This is a genomic window from Ochrobactrum chromiisoli (genome assembly GCF_026241335.1).
Taxonomy (GTDB): Bacteria; Pseudomonadota; Alphaproteobacteria; order Rhizobiales; family Rhizobiaceae; genus Brucella; species Brucella chromiisoli.
The window spans coordinates 724292-745896 of record NZ_JAPHAV010000001.1 but is presented as its reverse complement, the minus strand read 5'-3'; the positions used below and the strand labels follow the sequence as shown (position 1 = coordinate 745896).

The following is a 21605-nucleotide window of genomic DNA, read 5'->3' as shown; positions in this document are numbered from 1 at the left end:
AAGTTGGTTGCCTCAGCTTCGGAGCTTTAAATGTCTGAAAAGGTCCTTCATCTTTCCAGACGGCCGCCGAGTGAAGCGTTATTCTTTAGATAGTATAGAAATTCGACAAGACCGTGTTCACACGCGAATGTGATATTTTCTTAATTTCGAGCGATAATCTCACGGCCTTCAATCACCATGCGAACACCCAGCGAACCTGTCTTGCGACGTGCCAGAAAACGCGGACGACGGCGGCGTGGCTCCTGCCCCTGACGGCGTGCCTGTGGCTCAGACGTGCGAACAGGGCCAGTGCTTTCATAAAGCGGACGTGCAACGCCATCCTCTTCAACCAGCATCATTGGCAGATTGAAGGTTGCGGCCCATGCGCGCCAATCAGCTGCAACATCGGTCAGATCGTGCGCAACCAGCAGCGGCACGGAGAGCTGCGGATCTTCATGCATCAGTTCCAGCGTGACGGTGATTTCGCCGAACTCATCTTCAACCGCACGTGCCGTCACGCCGACGAAAGCGTTAATCGGAAGTGCAAGCGACATTGGCAAACCGCTTGATGGCAAAATCTGGCGGACAACCGCGCCCCGCTCGCTGATGGTGAAGGTTACATCTGCGTCACAATCTTCTGCCGGGTAAGTCACGACCTGTGGCAAGTGAAACGGATCCAACCGAAGTTCCTGACCTGCCCATTCCGGCTTCTTAAGTCCGCTGCTCATCATTTTCGACGCCTCTGCCTTATCTCTCTGTTTTTTTGAGAGCCAGTTATTCCGGCTTCTCTTTATGAGCGATGTTCGCTCTTGTTGATTTGGAGAATAGGCGATGAATATTACCGGGGCGCTTAACGCGTTAGGTTAACTTTTCCCTGCTTTTTCATTTGGTTACTGCTTTACAACCAGGTGTAAGAACTCGGTAATGCTTGCTAATTTTCGTTTACATAAATGAAAAGGCGGACAGTTTCCTGCCCGCCTCGATTTCGTCATATTTGCTGAAATTACAGCACTTTACCCGGATTCATGATGCCATTCGGGTCAAATGATTTCTTAATATGGCGCATCAGTTCAAGCGCTACGTCCTGCTTGAAGAAGGCAAGTTCTTCGCGCTTCAACACGCCGATACCATGCTCCGCCGAGATCGATCCCGTATAAGAAGCAACAATTATATGAATGCGGTGATTAAGGTCGTGCCAGCGATCAAGGAAAGCCTGCTTGTCTGCACCAACAGGCTGCGACACATTATAGTGCAGATTGCCGTCGCCGATGTGTCCAAAGCAAACGATGCGCGAGCCGGGAATCATTTCGAGCGTTGCTGCATTGGCCTCATGAATGAATTCCGGGATTTTCGCGACAGGAACCGAAATGTCGTGCTTGATTGAGCCACCTTCCGGCTTCTGCGCCCAGGACATTTCTTCGCGCATTTTCCAGAACATTTGTGCCTGCGCAACGCTCTCGGCAATGGCGGCATCCTGAATGATGTCGTTCTCAAACGCTTCCGTCAGGATTGTTTCAAGCGTCGTACGCGCATCGTCTTCTGAACGGCTCGATGAAATATCGACCAGCGCATACCAGTCATGCGGGCTTTCAAGCGGATCGCGCACACCATCCACATGGGCGATGGTAAATTCAACGCCGACACGCGGCATCAGTTCAAAGCCGGTGAGCGACGGGCCGGCATGTTCGGTCGCAAGCTGGAACAGGCGCAGCACATCTTCCGGGCTGCGAAGACCGGCATAAGCGACGCCCTTGCCCTTTGGCTGCGGGTAAATCTTCAAAACGGCAGCAGTGATAACACCGAGTGTACCTTCCGAACCAATGAAGAGGTCCTTCAGATCGTAGCCGGTATTGTCTTTCTTCACATAGCGAAGGTCGTTGAGAATCTCACCGCTTGGCAAAACCACTTCAAGACCGAGGCAAAGTTCACGCATATTGCCATAGGCGAGAACTGCCGTGCCGCCAGCGTTAGAACCAAGATTGCCACCAATCTGGCATGAGCCTTCGGCACCCAGCGAAAGCGGGAACAGACGACCCACTTTCTGCGCTTCATCCTGGAGGTTTTTCAGGATCACACCGGCTTCCACCGTCACCAGATTGCCAACCGGATCAACCGAGCGCACCTTGTTCATACGGCCAAGCGACAGAACGATTGCAGTGTTGCTCTGATCCGGCGTCTGACCGCCAACAAGGCCGGTATTACCGCCCTGCGGCACAACTGGCGTTTTTGTTTCATTGGCGAGTTTCAGAATGTCAGAAACTTCCTGCGTTGAAGCCGGGCGCAGCACCAGCAGCGAACGGCCCTGATAAAGATCGCGCTGCTCAATCATAAATGGCGCAATGTCTTCGGGTGCGGTCAGCGCGTTCTTTTCGCCAACAATGGCTGCAAATCGTTCGATCAGGGCGGTGTCGAGCATGTGCTTCTCTTAGATGTTTGGGGAACTAGCGCGGGGCCGCCGCGCGTTTAAGACGATCATTAATGGCCTCACCGAGACCATCGAACGGAATGGGTTCAACTGCGATTACACGTGCGCCGCTTAAATCAAGCTTGCGCATGAAATCAAACAGATTGCTGGCCGCTTCGCGCAGATCACCTGTCGAGCTGAGATTGAGCAGAGCAACCGCCTTTTCGGCATTGACCACGCGCTCAGGCCCGAATGCCAGCAACGCCTCGCCCTCCTCAACACTCGCTGTATTGAGCCGCATGGCAGCATTGGGCGCATAATGCGATTCCATCATGCCCGGTGCCTGAATGGCAGCTTTGTGTTCGGCGCGTTCGAGTTTTACACCAAGAACGGCTTCAATCTCCTCAGCAGCCAGACCACCCGGACGCAGCAGGCGCACGCGCTCGCCTTCAACCTTGATGATGGTCGATTCAACACCTACGCCACACGGACCGGCATCAAGGATCATATCGATCTTGCCACCCAGATCGTCCGCCACGGCTTTGGCCGAAGTCGGGCTGATGCGGCCGGAAGTATTGGCGCTCGGTGCTGCAACCGGACTGTCGAGATTCTTTATAACATCACGTACTTTTCCGGTTGGCATACGGATAGCAAGTGTCTCAAGTCCCGCTGTCACCAGCGGATGAATGGGGCGCCGCGTATCCTGTTTGGCTTTAAGCGGCAGAACGAGAGTCAACGGCCCCGGCCAAAAAGTCTCCGCGAGTTTGCGCGAGACAGCATCAAAGGTCACATAGCGCTCGGCCATAGCGATGCTGTCAACATGCGCGATGAGCGGGTTGAACTGCGGGCGACCCTTGGCGGCAAAAATACCGGCCACGCCTTCGCCATGCGCTGCATCCGCAGCAAGGCCATAGACTGTCTCTGTCGGAATCGCGACAAGGCCACCGCGGGCGAGCACTTCTACCGCACGCGAAACAGCATTGTCATCGAAGTCCAGAATATCGGCCAAGGTCATTCTCCTGCCGCTTTAGCTACACAAAGCCTTGCTTTTGAGCAAGTGTATCTCAAAGGCAGTTAATGCAAGATCGGAATGAGTTATTAAAAAAAGCCGCCTTTGAGGCGGCTCTTTTATTTTATCCGGCGATTTTCGAGAAATCGGCCACCTTGCTGGTGGCTGCGCGGATTTGTTCAAGCAGTGCAAGACGATTGGCGCGGACGTTTTCGTCCTCGTCATTGACCAGAACCTTCTCGAAGAATGTATCCACCGGACCGCGCAGCTTGGCGAGTGCCAGCATCGCACCACCGAAATCTTCGCGGGCAATGGCTTCTTCGGCTTCCTGAGCTGCGAGGTTTACCGCCGCATAAAGCGCCTTTTCCTCGTCGAGTTTCAGCAGAGCCGCATCGACAGTTGCGGCAACCTTGGTGCCCTTCTTCTCTTCCGCAGCCAGAATATTGGCAGCGCGTTTGGTGCCAGCCAGCAGGTTCTTGCCGTCTTCTTCATTGATGAAGACGATCAGCGCTTCAAGGCGACGGGCAACCAGCAGAAGATTATCGGCATCAGAAGTCAGAACTGCGTCAATCGCGTCATGACGTGCACCGTCTTCTTTCAGGTGAACCTTGAAGCGGTCATGCAGGAAGGACAGAAGATCAGCAAGCAGTGGTTCCGCGTTGGCTTCGATTTCCGCACGCTTCATTGTTTCGAAGTTGCGCAGTGCGTTATCGACATCCTGTTCGCCATCCACATCGCCAGACTTTTCAGCAGCCAGCTTTGCTTCAAACTCGCGCAATTGACGCTGAACCTGACTTTCCTTGAGCGAGGCATAGGCCGAACGCAGAAGTGGCATGAGCGGGAACTTCCAATCTTGTGACAACACAAGACGGATCACGCCAAGCGCTGCACGACGAAGAGCGAACGGATCTTTCGAGCCGGTTGGCTTTTCGTCAATCGCCCAGAAACCGACCAGCGTGTCGAGCTTGTCAGCAAGAGCAACAGCCACTGAAACCGGGTTTTTCGGCACGAAGTCAGACGGGCCTTGCGGCTTGTAATGTTCTTCCAAAGCGGCTGCGACAGATTCATCTTCGCCTTGAAGAAGCGCATATTTGCGGCCCATTGCACCCTGAAGTTCGGGGAATTCGCCGACAACTTCCGTGGTGAGATCCGCCTTTGCGAGAACTGCCGCGCGTGTGGCAAGCTTCGGGTCAGCACCGACGAGTGGTGCAATCTCAGCTGCCAGTTCGCGGATGCGTTCAACGCGTGCGCCCTGCGTGCCAAGCTTGGCGTGGAAGGTCACATTCAGCGCATCCAGACGCGCCATGCGCTGATCAAGCGGCTTTGTGAGATCAAGGCCGAATTTCTCGCCCGACGCTGAAAGCTTGTCGAGGTCCGGCAGATCATGCTGATCGGTGTGCCAGAAGTAGAGCGCGTCAGAAAGACGTGCGCGCACGACCTTGCCGTTACCATAAGCGATTTCCGTGCCGCCATCGCGTGCTGCGATGTTGGACACCAGAATGAACTTGTTCGACAGCGCCTCCGTCTCACCCTGTTTGCGGGTGACGAAGCATTTCTGGTTCACGCGGATGGTCAGCTGAATGACTTCCGGCGGAATTGCGAGGAATTCTTCCTCAAACTCGCCCATCAGCACAACAGGCCATTCGACAAGGCCCGAGACTTCTTCAAGCAGGCCTGCATCTTCGACCAGTTCCAGCCCGGAGGCGAAGGCGAGATTATGCGCGTCCTGCGAGATGATTTCCTTGCGGCGCTCCGCGTCAAGCACCACAAAAGCCTTTTCGAGCTTATCGACGTAATCCTCAAAGCGGCGCACTTTGATCGGCTGACCATCGCTTAGGAAACGATGACCATAGGTGACATTGCCCGACTTGATGCCATCAACATCAAAATCGACCACAACCGTTTCTTCGGTTTCAGGCCCAAACGTGCAAAGGATTGATTGCAGCGGACGCACCCAGCGCAACGCACCCGGTTTTGACGAGGCCGCACCCCAGCGCATCGACTTTGGCCAGGGGAAATTGCGGATCGTCTGCGGTACGAGTTCCGCGATGATTTCTTCCGCAGCGCGGCCCGGCTTGGTCAGATGAGCAACATAGAAATCACCCTTTTTCGGGTCGGAATGCACATGCGCCTGCGATACATCGGTCAATCCAGCCTTGCGCAGAAAGCCCTGGATGGCCTGCTCAGGAGCCGTAACGGATGGACCTTTCACGTCTTCATGCACGTCTTTTGAGCGCACTGTCAGGCCGCGAATATCAAGCGTCAGGCGGCGCGGCGTCCAGTAGGCAGTGGTTGCCTCATAGGACAGACCAGCTTCCACCAGACCATCGGTGATCATCTTCTTGAAATCACCCGCAGCCTTGCGCTGCATGCGAGCCGGGATTTCCTCGGAAAAGAGTTCGAGCAGTAAATCAGGCATCACACAGCCTCGTTCTTAAGGTTGAAGCCGCCGGCGTCGGTGAGCAGAAACGCTTCGCCGCACTGACGCGCGAGATTGCGCACGCGCAGAATATAGCTCTGACGCTCGGTAACCGAGATCACGCCGCGCGCATCCATCAGGTTGAAGACATGCGATGCCTTGATGCACTGATCATAGGCCGGGAACACGCATTTATGCAGTGAGCCTTCGCCCGTGCTGCCCGCTTTTAGAATGGCTGCACACTCGCGCTCTGCATCAATGAAATGCTGATGCAGGATTTCTGTATTCGCCATTTCGAAATTGTAGCGGGAATATTCCTGCTCGGCCTGTAGGAAAACATCACCATAGGTAACTTTTTCTTCGCCTTCGAGACCATTGAAGTTCAAGTCATAGACATTGTCCACGCCCTGCACATACATGGCGAGGCGTTCAAGACCATAGGTCAGTTCACCTGCAACCGGCGAGCATTCAATGCCGCAAACCTGCTGGAAGTAAGTAAACTGCGACACTTCCATGCCGTCACACCAGCATTCCCAGCCAAGACCCCAAGCGCCGAGCGTCGGGCTTTCCCAGTCGTCTTCCACAAAGCGCACATCGTGCAGCGTCGGATCAAGACCGATAGCACGCAGCGAACCGAGATAAAGATCCTGAAGGTTCGGCGGCGATGGCTTGATGATCACCTGATATTGGTAATAATGCTGCAAGCGGTTTGGGTTTTCACCATAGCGACCATCCTTCGGGCGGCGCGATGGCTGCACATAAGCGGCTTTCCAAGGCTTTGGTCCAAGTGAACGCAATGTCGTTGCCGGGTGGAAAGTCCCCGCCCCCACTTCCATGTCGTAAGGCTGCAAAATAGCGCAACCATGTTCCGCCCAATAGTTATGGAGCGTCAGGATCAAGCCCTGAAAGGAACGGGTGGGGTGCATATGTGCTGGCAACGTACTGGACACGGGGTCAGGCCTTGTTATTGAAATGATTGGCCCGGTCTAATTTGTCCGCCTGCCACGGTCAAGCATGACATTTGATCGCTGAATACACCAAGCCCCAGATCGACAAATACAAGGCCCGGAAATCGGTGCGACTTCCGGGCTATAAAACTATTCGGTTTTGCTTTCAGGGGCTTTTGCCGGGGCAAGGCTCTTCTCCTGAACCCGTGCCTCAGAAGGTGTTGGATCGGGTGCCAGACCCTTTTTCAGCTTTTCTTCGATCTTGGCCAGTTCTTCCGGCTCAGGCTTGCCAGCGATTGCGTGATTCCACTGGAACGTAGCCTCGAGTTGGCGACCCGCCCGCCAGTAAGCATCACCAAGGTGATCATTGATGGTTGGATCTTCCGGGCGCAGTTTTACGGCTTTTTCAAGCTCAACCACGGCTTCCGGGTAACGACCGAGCTTGTAATAAGCCCAGCCAAGCGAATCAACGATATAGCCATCCTGCGGACGCAGTTCGACTGCTTTCTTGATCATCTCCAATGCTTCATCGAGGTTTTCACCGCGATCAACCCATGAATAGCCAAGATAATTCAGCACCTGCGGCTGATCGGGATAAAGCTCCAGCGCCTTTTTGAAATTCGGCTCTGCCTGATCCCATTCCTTCAACCGTTCATGCGCAATACCGCGTTGATAGAAAACCGGCCAGTCCTTACGCTCTGGCTTTTCAATCTGCTTCACCGCTGCATCATAGATTTTTGCAGCATCGGCAAAATTTTTGTCCTGCGCGTAGACGGCACCCAATGCCAGATAGGTGCGCAGATCCGTCTTGTCGCGCTCTAGCAAGGTTTTCAACTGCGCGATCGCTTCGCCTGTCTTGTCGTTTTCGGCAAGATTAAGCGCGCGCTGCATTTCGGCGTCGCGCCGGTAGGGCGATTTTTCAGGCACACGAGCATAGTATTCAACAGCCTGTTCGGGCTGGCGCAATTTCGCCGAAATATCACCCAGCTGATAAAGTGTTGCATCATTATCAGGGCGCAGCGGCAGCGACATTTGTAAATAAAGCTTGGCAAAAGCTTCCGCGCCACCGCGATTGATCGCGGTTCCGAGCGTATAAAGCACTTCGGCAACGCCCTGCTGCGGCGTGTCGATCAGGCGAGGATATTTCTGTCCCGCCTCAAGTTTTTCGCGCATTTCAGTGATGGTCATGCGGCCGTTGAGCAATTCTTCTGCGTCTTTGAGAAGCTTGATCGCGCCTTCCTTGTCGCCCTGACGAAGCTTGAAGGAAGCATAGGCCATCACAACCCGCTCATACGTATCAGGAGCCGCAGCGCCACCGGGGCGATCGTCAATTGCCTGCTGGTAGTAATTGCGCGCATCCTGCTTCTGACCGGCAATATCCGCAATCAAAGCAGCATTATAAATGCGGAAAAGGTTATACCATTCCGGGCCTTCAATCTTGTTGACATCGGCCAGTGCACGTTTCGGATTGCCCTGCCCGACTTTGACCCAAGCGCTCATGAGACTGGTGGCGAGCACATCCATATCAGACTGAACGGATAGCATCAGCAGCGGGCCGGTCTTGCGATATTGCTTTTTGGAAATCGCATCGATTGCCAATGCAACACGCGAAAAGCGCTCAATCTCCGGCTGATCTTTTAGTTCTTCCGCAATCGGCAGCGCTTCCTTGAAGCGGCCCTCCGTCAGAAGTGCGAGAAGCAGATTCTGCTTGATAATGTCATTGCCGGGATCAAAAGCCATGGCCTGACGGTAGAAATCCACCGCAGCGCCAATATTGTTGTCGGCCTCGGCCGTGCGGGCCGCCAGAAAAGCGCCCGCAAAAGAACCGGCACGGACTTGCGAAACAGGATCTGGATTGGCTTTTGCCATCGCCGTGTTTACAGGCAAGGCTGCGCCAGCCAAAGCCAGCAAAAGCAACCCATAAAACGAATGACGTTTTGTTCCCTGCCGCATAAAGCCCAGTCCTCTTTTCAAATCCGTATCAGTTCCCCCTATTCAGAGGCACCCCAAGCATGGCCTTTTTGGGATGTCAGGGCAAGAAAAGCATCCGTGATGGATGCTTTTCTTTCATTCTTATCAGCATGTCATCGCCCTGAAACCGGCTTCCACTTTCAGGTGACATGCTCAAAAGGCATCCGTGATGGATGCCTTTCTTTCAATTGAACAATAGCCTCAGTTTACCCGGCTAATGCAAAAATCGATGACTTCGATCAGTGCATCCTTCTCAGCTGTGGCTTTCAACGGTGCCAGAGCATCGCGCGCAATCTCACCGAAGTGACGTGCTCGCTGAACGGTATCGGCAATCGCGCCATGCTTTGTCATGATGCCAATCGCCTTTTCAAGTGAAGCATCGTCACTTGCACCTTCTTCAATCGCCTGCTTCCAGAAAGCACGTTCTTCGTCGGTACCGCGACGATAACTCAGGATAACCGGCAGGGTAATCTTGCCTTCGCGGAAATCATCGCCGGTGTTCTTGCCAAGATCAGCAGCCGAGCCACCATAATCAAGCGCATCGTCAACAAGCTGAAAAGCCAGGCCAAGATTCAGACCATAATCACGCAGGGCAACTCGCTCAGAGCGCGGCGCATCCGCGATAATCGGGCCGACTTCAGCGGCAGCCGAAAACAGCGCCGCCGTCTTGGCCTTGATGACCGCCAAGTATTCATCTTCGGTGGTTTCCATATTCTTGGCGGCAGCCAACTGCATCACTTCGCCTTCAGCGATCACCGATGCAGAGGTTGCAAGAACATCAAGCGCATCAAGCGAGCCCACATCGACCATCATCTTGAATGCCTGACCAAGCAGGAAGTCGCCAACCAGAACGCTTGCCTGATTGCCCCAGATCATACGCGCAGTGCTTTTGCCGCGACGCAGATCACTTTCATCAACCACATCATCATGCAAAAGCGTTGCTGTATGCATGAACTCAACAGCCGTTGCGAGGCGCACATGACCATCACCTTCATAGCCGCACATACGGGCGCTCGCGAGTGTCATCATCGGACGCAGGCGCTTGCCTCCCGATGAGATCAGATGATTGGCAACCTCAGGGATCATTTCAACATCGGAGCCTGCACGCGACAGGATCAGCTCATTGACCCGGCCCATATCGGCCTTCGTCAAATCGACCAGTGGCTGCACTGATCCGCCCTGTTTTTTCTTCGCGTCAAGATTCAAAACCACACCCAATGTCATCACTCCTAGCTGCCCGGTCACATTATGAAAGCGAACCGGATTGCTCAAGGCACCTATCAGCCCAGCAACGCTTAAGCTTTTTTACTCAGAGCCTGTTCACCATTGAAGGAAGCTGTTGTCAATGCGGTCTATTGAATACACATTGTCGAAATGATCGAATTTATGCGCACAAATGATTCCGTTCTGCTGTCAGTAGCGGAAGCTCTGATGAAAGAAGCAGGCATCATCTACTTCATCGCCGATACCAATATGAGTATCCTTGAAGGCTCTCTTGGCGTTATACCAAGGCGCTTTCTGGTCGAGGAAGACAGATTGGACGAAGCCCGGCGCTATCTTATCGATGCCGGTCTGGAGCATGAATTAAGAGATCATGACAAGTAACATATCCGAGCATCAGCACGATAGCATGGAAGAGACACTCGACACATTCCATCGGGGGGCCTTTCATCTCGTGCAGCCTGCAATGAAGGGGCACCGATCCGGCGTCGATGCAATGATACTGGCAAGCAGCGTACCAGATGGATTTGCCGGTCGCCTTGCTGACCTTGGAAGCGGTGCGGGTGCGGCAGGGCTTGCCGTTGCGGCCCGCTGCAAAAATGCACAGGTCACGCTTATTGAGCGCTCCGGCTTCATGCTCGGCTTCGCACGCAAGACACTTGCCCACCCACTCAATGCAGCCCTGACTGATCGCGTCGATATCCTTGAAGCCGATGTCTCGCTGGCTGGTAAGGCGCGTGCCGCCGCGGGGCTATCCAACGACAGCTTCGATTTTGCGATCATGAATCCCCCATTCAACGAGGCACGTGATCGCTCAACACCTGACCCGGTGAAAGCAGAAGCGCATGTCATGCCGGAAGGCATGTTTGACCAATGGATGCGCACGGCCTCCGGCATCGTCAAGCCAGGCGGTGGCGTTTCCGTCATTGCGCGCCCCGGCTCGATTGCGCCGATACTCGAAGCACTCGAAGGCCGTTTTGGCGGGTTGAAAATCATTCCGATACAGCCTCGACCGCAAAACTCAGCTATTCGCATCATCATTACGGGCATTCGTGGAAGCCGCGCAGGATTGTCGCTCATGCCTGCCCTTGTTTTGCATGGCGATGCAGGCAATGATTTCACGCCACGTGCCACAGCCATTAATAATGGCCAGACTTCACTGCTTTGAGAAAAGGCTGCACATCACACGGTCGAATCTGCAAACACTATATTCTGGGAAAATGAAGTCATGATTCTGGTCGTGGGAACTGTAAGACTGCCTGCGGAAAAATTAGACGATGCTCGCCCCATCATGAAACGAATGATTGAAGCAAGCCGCGCTGAGACTGGCTGCATTGATTATTGTTATTCTCAAGATGTACTCAAGCCGGGAATTATCCATGTAAAAGAGCTATGGCAGGATCGCAATTCACTGGAAAAACACTTCGCATCAGACCATATAAATCAGTGGCGTTCCTATTGGCCCGAACTGGAAATAACGGACCGCAATCTCGTTCTGTATGAAGTCAACACTCCGGAAGCAACCTGAAAAGAAGAAGAATGACATCAAATCCGAAGCCTGTCCGCCCCATCTCCATCATGCGCCGCTTTCTGGACAGCGAATCTTCCGGTGGCATTGTGCTTATGGCAGCCGCAGCGCTTGCGCTGATCGTCGCCAACACACCCTTTTCAAGCGCTTATTTTGATGCGCTGCATTTCTATATCGGGCCGCTCAGCCTTGCACATTGGATCAATGACGCATTGATGGCGATCTTCTTTTTGCTGGTCGGCCTTGAGATCAAGCGCGAGTTCCTTGATGGTCAGCTTGCAAGTTGGCCCAATCGCATCCTTCCCGGGATCGCAGCCGCAGGCGGCGTTATCGTACCAGCGCTGATCTTTGTTGCCTTTAACTATGGCGATGCAGAAAAAGTACACGGCTGGGCTGTGCCTTCCGCCACTGACATTGCTTTTGCTCTTGGCGTATTATCACTGCTTGGACCACGGGTACCAACAAGTCTCAAGGTTTTTCTTGCAACGCTTGCAATCCTCGACGATCTTGCAGCTGTCATCATCATCGCGGTCTTTTATACAGCGGAAATTTCAATGCCTTATCTCGGCGCAGCCTTTGCAACTGCGGCGGTGATGTTTGCCATGAACCGTTTTGGCGTAGCCAAATTGCTGCCCTACCTCATCGGTGCCGCAGTGCTGTGGTTCTTTGTGCTCAATTCCGGCGTTCACGCCACGGTTGCAGGTGTTGTCGCTGCGCTCATGATTCCGCTTAAGCCGGGCAAGGCAAAGCCGGATGATATGAGTTCGCCTCTTCACCAGCTCGAACACGCACTGGCCAAACCAGTTGCCTTTATCATTGTTCCCATTTTCGGCTTTGCAAATGCCGGCATCTCATTTACCGGAATGACACCCTCAATCATCTTCGACACATTGCCACTTGGCATCATGCTGGGGCTGTTTGTCGGCAAGCAGATTGGTGTTTTTGGTGCAGCATGGCTTGCGATAAAAACCGGGCTTGCGCAGAAGCCCATGGGCGCGAGCTGGGGCCAGCTTTACGGCGTTGCCATTCTGTGCGGTATCGGCTTTACCATGAGCATCTTCATCGGTCTGCTGTCCTTCCCGTCGGAATTCTTGCAGGCAGAGACGAAAATCGGCGTCCTTACAGGCTCTGCGCTCTCTGCAATCTGTGGTTACTTCCTACTCAGAATGCTGGCAAAACCACAAAACTGACGATTTTTTAATGCCCGGAACAAAATTCCGGGCATTTTTCTTTGTATTTTCAGGAATGATTTCTACATCTGGGGTAACAATTTTTTCAACTGGAGTTTGATTTGTCCGGCCTCTTGTCCCGCTTCATTCCGCGTCGTTTTCGCAAAAAAGAAATTGAAATCCCGGTTGTACGCCTTCACGGTGCGATCATGAGCGGCGGCTCACCGTTGCGTCCTTCGCTTTCGCTGGAAACGGCAGCAGGCGTGCTTGAAAAAGCCTTTGGCGAAAAGGAAGCGCCAGCCGTTGCAATTTCGATCAACTCGCCCGGCGGCTCACCGGTTCAATCGCGCCTGATTTATCGCCGTATCCGCGATCTGGCGGACGAACATCAAAAGCGTGTTTTCGTCTTCGTGGAAGACGCCGCTGCGTCCGGTGGTTACATGATTGCACTGGCGGGCGATGAGATCATTGCTGACCCCTCTTCCATCGTCGGCTCGATTGGTGTCGTATCGGCATCGTTTGGTTTTCCGGAACTGCTTAAAAAGATCGGCGTCGAACGTCGCGTTTATACAGCCGGACAAAACAAGGCCGTACTCGACCCATTCCAGCCAGAGAAAAAGGCCGATATTGACCGGCTGAAAAAGCTTCAGCTTGAAATTCATGAAACCTTTATCGACATGGTGAAAGAGCGTCGTGGCAGCAAGCTTGCAAACGATCCCGACCTTTTCACCGGCATGTTCTGGACTGGCATCAAGGGCAAAGAAATTGGCCTGATCGACGGTCTTGGAGATATGCGCAGCTTTTTGCGCAAAACCTATGGCAATAAGGTGAAACTCAAGCTGATCGAACCCAAGCGCGGATTTCTGGGCCGAAAGGTGCCGGGTGTCGAAATGGGCCTCGGCCTTGGTATCGACCCCTCCGCTATCGCAGCCCATCTTGGCGATGGTATGCTATCGGTTGCAGAAGAAAAAGCACTCTGGGCGCGATACGGGCTTTGAATTCCATGGTTTTACCATGTTATGGTGCATAAAGACCAAGATCAGTGTTACACTGCTGCTAAGATTTATCCACACATGTCCTGAAATGGCAATTGCAGGACATGTGTAAGCCTAGAGCGTCAAGCGTCCTTTTGGACGCACAAAGGGCGCTCTCATTCTGTGAAGGCACGATGCTAAAAGGACTAGAGGCCATGCCCCAGCTTATTTTTCTGCTGCTGATCCTCGCCGCCGCCTGGTACGGTTACCGGTCGTTCAAGCGCGAAGCGGTTCGCGTGACCCAGCGTGTGCGTCGGGCAGAGAAGGAAGCCCAGAACCGTGCCAATGGCACTTTGGTTCAGGATCCCAAGACCGGCGAATATTACGTCAAAAAAGACTGATCCTGATTTACCTAGAAAATGCACAATACAGCACAGGCCGCACAAACGGTTCGACACACTGCTCCGGCCAAGACCAATCTCGCGCTCCATGTAACCGGGCGCAGGGATGATGGTTATCATCTGCTTGATATGCTTGTGGTTTTTGCCGATTATGGCGATGTCATTGAAGTGACGCCCACCCCGCAGGATCAGTTCACTATCAGTGGTCGTTTCGCCAAAGGGGTTCCGCTTGATGGTGGCAATCTCGTTTTAAAAGCCCGCGATGCTTTGCGAGAATATGCTGCGCGTGATTTGCCCCCTGTTGCCATCCACCTTGAAAAGAACCTGCCCGTTGCTTCCGGTATTGGTGGGGGATCAAGCGATGCTGCGGCAACACTTCTTGCGCTCAATGAACTATGGCAGCTGAAGCTGGATTCTGACACGCTTGCAGCGCTTGGCCTAAAGCTTGGCGCAGACCTTCCTATGTGTCTGCATGGCGCGGCCTTTGGTACGCCGTTGATCGCACGTGGCATTGGTGAGCGGCTTTCCCCTGTAACAGGCATACCGTCGCTTCCCCTCTTGCTTATCAATGATGGCACGGCTGTTGCCACACCCGCTGTATTCCAGGCACTGACAAAGCGCGACCATCCGGCGCTCGCCTCGCCACCTGAAGGCAGCGTTGAAGCGATGTGTGGTTACCTTGGGTCAACACGCAACGACCTGCTGCCAGCCGCCCTCAAGCTTGCGCCACAAATCAACGACAAGCTTGATTGCCTGCGCGAGCACGGCGCGCTCTTTGCGCAAATGTCAGGTTCAGGAGCGACGTGCTTTGCCATATTCAACGACATGGCGCGCACACATATGGCGGCAAGCGCCATCCGCTCGAAGAAACCGGACTGGTTCGTTATTTCAACGAAAACAACGGCTTCCGCTGACTAAAGCACTTCCTGTTTTGATTGAATCATTGGAAATGCTCTGTGTTTGTTTTCAAGCATTATCCAACGCTCTCGGTAGACGCCTTGGTAAGGCCCGGTCTTCGCCTTTTATTGTTCACATATACTTGAACAAAATTCACCGCAGAGAAGGCATGCCGCTAAAATCCGCCTTATTGTTCACCTTTACGAATACAATCTGTGAACCAAACGGTGGCTAGGCGCAGCCAATCGAAAGGCCTATCTCTTGCTCATCGAAACGACGAACACAGCGTCGCTTCACAAAAACCAAGGAGATAGAAAATGAAAAAATTTGTTCTTGCTACTGTTGCCGTTGTTCTGAGCGCCGGTGCTGCTTTCGCTGAAAACCCAAATGTTGGCACCCCTGCCGATCTTTATGCCAATGACCGCACGCCCGTTGCAGCCCAGCAGGTTGATCGTACGGCAACCGCTTCCATCGGTCAGGTCTCCGTTCAGGACGGCTCAGCTCATCGCTTCGGTGACGCATCGCCTTCGAGCTTTCAGAACTAAGCTCAGTTTGTAAACAATCCCGCTGGGCGGAATGATCCGAACAGCACCCCAGTTATCTCCCCGGTGGATGGCGTTAGCGCCACCCCGGTGCCCCCGGAAGCACTGATGCCATCCAAAGGGCGATATAGAAGGAATAGAAAAATGAAAAAGTTTGCTCTTGCTGCTGTTGCCGTCGTTCTGAGCGCCGGTGCTGCTTTCGCTGAAAACCCAAATGTTGGCACCCCTGCCGATCTTTATGCCAATGACCGCACACCCGTTGCAACACAGCAGGTTGATCGCACGGCAACCGCTTCGATTGGTCAGAACACCCATCAGGACGGCTCAGCCCATCGTTTTGGCGATGCATCGCCTTCGAGCTACCAGAAATAATATCAGCTTGCTCTGATATCATTCAAAAAGGCGAAGCTTCAGGCTCCGCCTTTTGTTGTTTCTGGTGGCAAAATCGGGTGGGACAGCCGCACAGGCTTGAGTTGTTTTATGACAACCGGTGGGATGCCCCCATCCCGGATCAATGGCCTGATAACCAAGACAGGCGCCAGAAGTCCTGCATCGAGCGACGGCTTTGCACCCAAAAACCTGCCCACCAAACCCGAATCATGTGGTGTTGAAAAGCGTGCCGGCGCTTTTCCCGATTCCATATGCCGCCGCACGGCATCTTCCCAGCCATCCTGAAGAATTGCACCGGGCTTTAAGACGAGAAGCCACTGCGTTCGCAGATCATCAAATGCCTTCGGTAAATCCTTAGCATCGTAAAGCGAACATCCCGCCCCTTCGGCAACCAATCGTGTCGCATCGCTGGAACCGCTATCCGCAACAACAACACGTCGCAAAAGCCCTTCAACAACGGCGGATACCAATGCTGACAACGTTTGAGCCAGAGGCTTCTCAGAATTTCGCGCCATAATCAAAACGGATAACATGCGCCCTTTTATATCAAGGCTGCGTGATCGAAAAGCTGCCTGACATAATGTTCTTGATTTGTTCCGACTATTGGATTACGAATAGTGCCTGAAACGAGAGAGTCGGTTATGGAAATTATCCAGCAGGCAGACAAAGCAGCATTCGCAGCAGGAGGCGCGGAACACGCCAATGCGCTTGTGAGCGAAGCAGGCTTACGTATTGACCACGCACGGCGCCGTGGACGCGGCGCTGGCATCAATCCGACAGGGCGTTTTGAGCCGACCACACGACATGAATTTGACGATGGATGGGAGACGCTCGAAGACCTGCCCGCTTTCAAGACTGACGTGCAGATTGAAAAGCCCCGCACCATCATCACGCGCAATGATTCACCCGATATCAATTTTGACCGCTCTATCAACCCCTATCGCGGTTGCGAACATGGCTGCATCTATTGCTTTGCCCGTCCAACGCACAGCTATATGGGGCTTTCTGCCGGGCTTGATTTCGAGGCGCGCCTGTTCGCCAAGCCGGATGCGCCCCGCCTTCTGGAACGCGAACTTGCGAAGCCCGGCTACCAGCCCAAGACAATCGCCATTGGCACCAACACCGATCCTTATCAGCCCATCGAAAAGAAATGGCGTATCATGCGCGAAATTCTCGAGGTGCTGGAGGCTGCCAATCATCCCGTCGGCATTGTCACCAAATCAGCGCTCGTGGTGCGTGACATCGATATTTTAAGCCGTATGGCTGAAAAGGGTCTGGCCAAAGTCGCGCTTTCAGTCACCACGCTGGATGCCAACCTTGCGCGCACGATGGAACCGCGCGCATCAACACCAACTTTGCGGCTTCAAGCCATTCGAAAGCTCAACGAAGCCGGCATTCCAACCAATGTCATGATGGGGCCGGTCATTCCCGGCATCAATGATCATGAGATCGAGCGCATTCTGGATGCTGCTTTCGCACAAGGGGCGCGCGAAGCAGGTTATGTGTTGCTGCGTCTGCCGCTTGAAGTGGCACCTTTGTTCAAGGACTGGCTGCTGCGCAATTATCCTGACCGCTATCGGCATGTGATGTCACTGGTACGCTCGATGCGTGACGGCAAGGACTATGACGCGGAATGGGGCAAGCGGATGCGCGGCACAGGCCCCTATGCCTGGCAGATTGGGCGCCGTTTTGAAATTGCTGCGCGCAAGCTCGGCTACAATTCAAAGCGCGTTGCGCTGCGGACAGATCTGTTCGAGCCTGTCGAAAAAGGCGGCAAACAGCTTTCTCTTTTTTGAGCCGCAGCGCGTGTGGGAATCCGTCATCCACAAAAGCAAGGCGCTGCGAGCCTATTGTTCGCTTCACGCATGTCAGAGTTGTCAGTTGTGTATTTAATCTCCGTCTGATTTTTTCGGACGGAAGGCCCCTGCTTTTACGCCACTATCCTCGGCAGGGACCTTGCGGAGAATCAGAAGCAATGCGAGCATTGCCGCCAAATGAAACGCTTGAGTTCTGATTCTCCGCTCCTCTTTGACATCCCGCTTGCACCTGACTTCTCAGAAGAGAGAAGGCTTATGGCGCGCGGGCTTCGTCATATTGCAGGTATTGATGAAGCTGGCCGCGGGCCGCTCGCAGGCCCCGTTGTTGCTGCTGCAGTTGTTCTTGATCCGGAAAACCTGCCTGAGGGGCTGGATGACTCCAAACGCCTGAATGCCAAAAAGCGCGATGCGCTTTACGAAATCATTCTGGCCAAAGCACTCACCGTTTCGGTCGCAAGCCTGAGTGCGCGCAGCATTGATGGAAGTGACATTCGAAAAGCAGCGCTTGAAGCCATGCGCCGCTCGTTTCTGGGCCTGACACTCAGCCCGGATCACGCATTGATTGATGGTCGCGATATTCCGCCCGGTTTGTCTTGTCCGGGATCTGCATTGGTAAAAGGCGATCAGCGCTCAATGTCAATTGCAGCAGCGTCCATTGTGGCGAAAGTCACGCGTGATCGCATGATGGCCCGCAGTGCAGCGGTTCATCCTGCATATGGCTTTGAGGTGCACGCGGGTTACGGCACAGCTAAACACCGTGCAGCCATCGAAGCAATTGGCCCAGTACCAGGCGTTCACCGCTATACTTTTGCACCAATTAAAGGCCGCTTTTCGTCTATTTAATGCGGATCTGTATGTTGAATTTTTACGGCAACGTTTGACTAGCAGGAGTGCTTGTCAAACTCGCTGAAGGCTTCCTTTGCGACAGCAAGGCCATTCATCGCTGCGGGAAAACCAGCATAGACAGCCATTTGGATTATAACCTCAACGATTTCCTCCCGTGTCAGTCCGGTGTTCATGCCTGCCAGAATATGTGCTTTCAACTGCTGCGAGTTATGACCAAGTGCCGTTAACGCCGCTATCGTGCCAATCTGGCGGTCGCGCGCCACAAGGCCCGGTCTGCTGTAAATGTCACCATAAGCAAATTCATAAATATAACGGGCAAAATCCGGCGCAATGTCGTCTAAAGCTTCAACGACGCTACAGCTTGAGTCTGCATGTAATGATGTGAGCTTTGCTCTGCCACGCTCCAAACGGCGATTATCGTCCTGCATCAAAGCCCCCCTTATCCTCTCAAGAGCCTCCCAATTTCAACCAAACCCAGGGTACGGCGTCACACCTCTGAGCGAAACTCCAAAAACTTGGGTTGCTTTGCGCGAGGCAGCACTCCCTTCTAAATGTTGCATAGCTTCATATTTTGGCCAAAACCCAAATAAAAAAGCCGCCCTTTTGAGGCGGCTTATAAAACTCTATTAGAGATGAACTTAGTTCAGGTTGGATTTAACCTGACCGACTGCATCCTTGAACAGGGTGCCTGCAACCTTGGTATCAACCTTGTCGGCAACGATCTTGCCAGCAGCTGCAATTGCCAGATCAACAGCCGAAGCACGGACTGCATTGATTGCATCGGTTTCAGCGGTTGCAATCTTCTGCTCAGCAAGCTTGTTGCGACGAACGACATATTCTTCGGTCGCACGCTTGGCGTCTTCGAGTAGAGCCTTTGCTTCGCGTTCAGCAGCGGCAACAATGTCGCCTGCTTCTTTTTCCGCTTCCTTGCGCTTGCGATGGTATTCAGCAAGAAGCTGCTGGGCTTCTTCGCGCAGGGTTCGGGCTTCTTCGAGTTCCTTCTTGATATTCTCGGCACGCTCATCAAGTGAGCGACCGATCATACCCGGAACCTTCAGATAAACAATCAGTGCGATGAAGAGAATAAGCGCAACAAGCGCCCAAAATGTTGAATCCATTTTCGTCTCCTCAGGCGTTTGCGGTTTTGACGGCTGCGGTCACATCAGCTTTGTCAGCCTTTGTGCCCAAAAGCTGTTCAACAATCGCAGACGTTGTTTCTTCGGCAATCGTACCGACATCGCTCATGGCCTTCGCCTTGATTGCTGCGATACGTTCTTCCGCTTCAGCAAGCTTGCCTTCAAGAGCTGCCTCAGCAGCTGCACGTTCAGCATTCGCTTCGCCCTTGCCCTTTTCGCGGGCAGCTTCAGCAATCGAAGCAGCCTTGGCGCGGGCAGAGGCCAGTTCCTGCTCGTAAGCAGCAATGGCGTTGTCAGCATCCTGCTTGAGGCGGGCGGCCTGCTCAAGATCCTGTGCAATACGGTCACGACGGTTTTCGATCACGCCACCGATACGTGGAAGAACCACGCGCGAGAGGAACAGATAGAAAAGGCCGAAAGTGATCGCCAGCCACAGAAGCTGTGATGCGTAATGGGTAGAATCAAACGGCGGGAATACGCCGCTGCCGTGTCCGGCATCGTGCGCGACCCCGGTTTCGGTGTGCACAGCATCGGCTGCGCCGTGCTCGCCAGCAGCTGGTGCCGGTTGCGATTCGGTGGCGGTTTGGGCAAACGCCGTGGACACGAACATCCAGATTTCCCCTTCAATCCAGCATATTCATTTCCGGGCAAAAGAACCGGAAAATTGAACCATGCTCACTCAGACTTCATATGCAAAGGCCAGCCGCGCTGCATTTCAAGATACAGATCGCGGCAGGCCAGTTTCTTGCGACTGTTGATTAAACAGCGAAGAGGAGCAGAAGCGCGATGAGCAGCGAGAAGATGCCCAGAGCTTCCGTCACAGCGAAACCGAACACGAGACGGCCGAACTGGCTGTCAGCAGCGGATGGGTTACGCAGAGCGCCCGAGAGATAGCTACCGAAAATGTTGCCGAGGCCGAGAGCCGTACCGGCCATACCGAAACAGGCGAGACCGGCGCCGATGTACTTTGCTGCTTCCGCTTCCATGTTAAAGCTCCTTCTGGATTGCAAATTAGTGCGGATTTCTGTTCTGGCGGAAACCCGCCGGTGAGAACCTCAAAGCGCTTCGTGTTTTATTATAGCAATACGAGGCGCTTTAAATATTTTCATTACGCATGTTGTTGTCGGAAAACCGGTAAACCACTTTTCCGCAACATGCTTTAGTGACCCGGATGTACTGCGTCGTTGATGTACATGCAGGTGAGAACGGTGAAGACGTAGGCCTGGAGGAACGCAACCAGAAACTCAAGCGCGGTGATCGCGACCGTCATGATGAGAGGCAGGATAGCGCCACCCACACCCAGCGCTCCGAGCGAGCTGAGCGAGACAACAAAGCCTGCGAAAACCTTGAGCGTGATGTGGCCTGCGAGCATGTTCGCGAAAAGACGAACCGAGAGGCTGATTGGACGCGAAAGGAAAGAAATGATTTCAATGGCAACAACCAGTGGCACGATAATGCCCGGCACGCCGCTTGGCACGAAAAGCTTCAGGAAGCCAATGCCGTGCTTGTAGAAACCGTAAATGATGACTGTTCCAATAACGAGCAGCGATAGCGCAAATGTTACGATGATCTGGCTGGTGACCGTGTAGAAGTAAGGAAACAGACCGATAAAGTTTGCGACCAGAATAAACATGAACAGCGAGAAAACGAAGGGGAAGAACTTCATACCCTTCGAACCGGCCGAATCTCTCAAGCTTGACGCCACGAATTCATAAGCCATCTCCGAAACCGACTGAAGGCGGCTTGGGATCAATCCACGGCTCGACGATGTGAAATAAAGAAAACCGGATGCGAGCACCACAGTTGCGACCATGAAGGCCGAAACATTGGTGAACGACAAGTCCAATCCACCGACGTCGATCGGAATCAATCGGGAAACCTGGAACTGATGAATCGGATCGTTGGCCAACTTAACCTCGTCTGTCGTTCCTGCCCTAAGGCACTTCACTGGCGAA

24 protein-coding genes are annotated in these 21605 nt (G+C 53.5%); 11 read left to right on the top strand and 13 right to left on the bottom strand.

Going from position 1 to position 21605, the window contains the following annotated elements:
- Window positions 1-140: 140 nt before the first annotated feature.
- From OPR82_RS03525 to OPR82_RS03495, 7 genes are all read right to left on the bottom strand, one after another.
- Window positions 141-710 carry a DUF6101 family protein gene (locus tag OPR82_RS03525; RefSeq protein WP_265983052.1) on the bottom strand — a complete coding sequence of 190 codons (570 nt, stop codon included), beginning with the start codon at window positions 708-710 and terminating at the stop codon, window positions 141-143.
- A gap of 272 nt (window positions 711-982) precedes the next feature.
- The gene (locus OPR82_RS03520) at window positions 983-2395 is read right to left on the bottom strand and encodes an FAD-binding oxidoreductase (protein ID WP_265983051.1); all 1413 of its coding nucleotides are present in this window, start codon (window positions 2393-2395) and stop codon (window positions 983-985) included.
- Window positions 2396-2420: 25 nt separating this feature from the next.
- A complete protein-coding gene (locus OPR82_RS03515; protein WP_396996531.1) occupies window positions 2421-3398 on the bottom strand; it encodes an L-threonylcarbamoyladenylate synthase in 978 nt (325 codons plus the stop codon).
- A 118-nt stretch (window positions 3399-3516) separates the two neighbouring features.
- Window positions 3517-5811, bottom strand: coding sequence for a glycine--tRNA ligase subunit beta (gene glyS, locus OPR82_RS03510; RefSeq protein ID WP_265983049.1), 2295 nt, complete (start codon window positions 5809-5811; stop codon window positions 3517-3519).
- On the bottom strand, window positions 5811-6737 hold the full coding sequence (locus tag OPR82_RS03505; RefSeq protein WP_265983844.1) for a glycine--tRNA ligase subunit alpha: 927 nt from the start codon (window positions 6735-6737) through the stop codon (window positions 5811-5813). Before OPR82_RS03505 ends, glyS begins: the two co-directional genes overlap by 1 nt.
- Window positions 6738-6908: 171 nt before the next feature.
- Complete coding sequence (locus OPR82_RS03500) at window positions 6909-8711, bottom strand: tetratricopeptide repeat protein (protein ID WP_265983048.1); 1803 nt, start codon at window positions 8709-8711, stop codon at window positions 6909-6911.
- Window positions 8712-8930: 219 nt separating this feature from the next.
- Complete coding sequence (locus OPR82_RS03495; RefSeq protein ID WP_265983843.1) at window positions 8931-9947, bottom strand: polyprenyl synthetase family protein; 1017 nt, start codon at window positions 9945-9947, stop codon at window positions 8931-8933.
- Between the two features lie 156 nt (window positions 9948-10103).
- On the opposite strand from OPR82_RS03495, the gene OPR82_RS03490 reads away from it, so the two are divergent.
- The 9 genes from OPR82_RS03490 to OPR82_RS03450 all read left to right on the top strand — a co-directional run bounded on the left by OPR82_RS03490 (window position 10104) and on the right by OPR82_RS03450 (window position 15833).
- Window positions 10104-10334: a putative signal transducing protein gene (locus tag OPR82_RS03490; protein WP_265983047.1), complete on the top strand. Its 231-nt coding sequence runs from the start codon at window positions 10104-10106 to the stop codon at window positions 10332-10334.
- Window positions 10324-11118 (top strand): methyltransferase, encoded by a 795-nt coding sequence (locus tag OPR82_RS03485; protein WP_396996541.1) that lies wholly within the window; start codon window positions 10324-10326, stop codon window positions 11116-11118. The genes OPR82_RS03490 and OPR82_RS03485 overlap by 11 nt, the downstream gene beginning before the upstream one ends.
- 60 nt (window positions 11119-11178) lie before the next feature.
- Window positions 11179-11478 carry a putative quinol monooxygenase gene (locus tag OPR82_RS03480; protein ID WP_265983046.1) on the top strand — a complete coding sequence of 100 codons (300 nt, stop codon included), beginning with the start codon at window positions 11179-11181 and terminating at the stop codon, window positions 11476-11478.
- A gap of 11 nt (window positions 11479-11489) precedes the next feature.
- Window positions 11490-12668, top strand: coding sequence for a Na+/H+ antiporter NhaA (gene nhaA / locus OPR82_RS03475; protein ID WP_265983045.1), 1179 nt, complete (start codon window positions 11490-11492; stop codon window positions 12666-12668).
- 101 nt (window positions 12669-12769) lie between these two features.
- Window positions 12770-13645, top strand: a complete 876-nt coding sequence (locus OPR82_RS03470) for a S49 family peptidase (RefSeq protein ID WP_265983044.1) — start codon at window positions 12770-12772, stop codon at window positions 13643-13645.
- A 191-nt stretch (window positions 13646-13836) separates the two neighbouring features.
- A complete protein-coding gene (locus tag OPR82_RS03465; protein ID WP_265983043.1) occupies window positions 13837-14022 on the top strand; it encodes a hypothetical protein in 186 nt (61 codons plus the stop codon).
- 18 nt (window positions 14023-14040) lie between these two features.
- Complete coding sequence (locus OPR82_RS03460; RefSeq protein ID WP_265983042.1) at window positions 14041-14940, top strand: 4-(cytidine 5'-diphospho)-2-C-methyl-D-erythritol kinase; 900 nt, start codon at window positions 14041-14043, stop codon at window positions 14938-14940.
- A 296-nt stretch (window positions 14941-15236) separates the two neighbouring features.
- A complete protein-coding gene (locus OPR82_RS03455; protein WP_265983041.1) occupies window positions 15237-15464 on the top strand; it encodes a hypothetical protein in 228 nt (75 codons plus the stop codon).
- Window positions 15465-15605: 141 nt separating this feature from the next.
- A complete protein-coding gene (locus OPR82_RS03450; RefSeq protein WP_265983040.1) occupies window positions 15606-15833 on the top strand; it encodes a hypothetical protein in 228 nt (75 codons plus the stop codon).
- Between the two features lie 38 nt (window positions 15834-15871).
- On the opposite strand, the gene OPR82_RS03445 is transcribed toward OPR82_RS03450, so the two are convergent.
- On the bottom strand, window positions 15872-16384 hold the full coding sequence (locus OPR82_RS03445; protein WP_323054528.1) for a glycosyl transferase: 513 nt from the start codon (window positions 16382-16384) through the stop codon (window positions 15872-15874).
- A 108-nt stretch (window positions 16385-16492) separates the two neighbouring features.
- On the opposite strand from OPR82_RS03445, the gene OPR82_RS03440 reads away from it, so the two are divergent.
- Together OPR82_RS03440 and OPR82_RS03435 are read left to right on the top strand one after the other, a co-directional pair.
- Entirely contained in the window at window positions 16493-17647 is a 1155-nt protein-coding gene (locus OPR82_RS03440) for a PA0069 family radical SAM protein (RefSeq protein ID WP_265983038.1), read from the top strand.
- A gap of 198 nt (window positions 17648-17845) precedes the next feature.
- Entirely contained in the window at window positions 17846-18511 is a 666-nt protein-coding gene (locus tag OPR82_RS03435; RefSeq protein ID WP_265983037.1) for a ribonuclease HII, read from the top strand.
- A 38-nt stretch (window positions 18512-18549) separates the two neighbouring features.
- Here the strand turns inward: OPR82_RS03435 and OPR82_RS03430 are convergent, their stop codons facing one another.
- From OPR82_RS03430 to OPR82_RS03410, 5 genes are all read right to left on the bottom strand, one after another.
- Window positions 18550-18942 carry a carboxymuconolactone decarboxylase family protein gene (locus tag OPR82_RS03430; RefSeq protein WP_265983036.1) on the bottom strand — a complete coding sequence of 131 codons (393 nt, stop codon included), beginning with the start codon at window positions 18940-18942 and terminating at the stop codon, window positions 18550-18552.
- Window positions 18943-19152: 210 nt separating this feature from the next.
- Entirely contained in the window at window positions 19153-19632 is a 480-nt protein-coding gene (locus tag OPR82_RS03425; protein WP_265983035.1) for a F0F1 ATP synthase subunit B, read from the bottom strand.
- A gap of 10 nt (window positions 19633-19642) precedes the next feature.
- Entirely contained in the window at window positions 19643-20260 is a 618-nt protein-coding gene (locus OPR82_RS03420; RefSeq protein WP_265983034.1) for a F0F1 ATP synthase subunit B, read from the bottom strand.
- A 148-nt stretch (window positions 20261-20408) separates the two neighbouring features.
- Window positions 20409-20636, bottom strand: a complete 228-nt coding sequence (locus OPR82_RS03415; protein WP_007632966.1) for a F0F1 ATP synthase subunit C — start codon at window positions 20634-20636, stop codon at window positions 20409-20411.
- 173 nt (window positions 20637-20809) lie between these two features.
- On the bottom strand, window positions 20810-21559 hold the full coding sequence (locus OPR82_RS03410; protein WP_095446113.1) for a F0F1 ATP synthase subunit A: 750 nt from the start codon (window positions 21557-21559) through the stop codon (window positions 20810-20812).
- Between the last annotated feature and the right edge of the window lie 46 nt (window positions 21560-21605).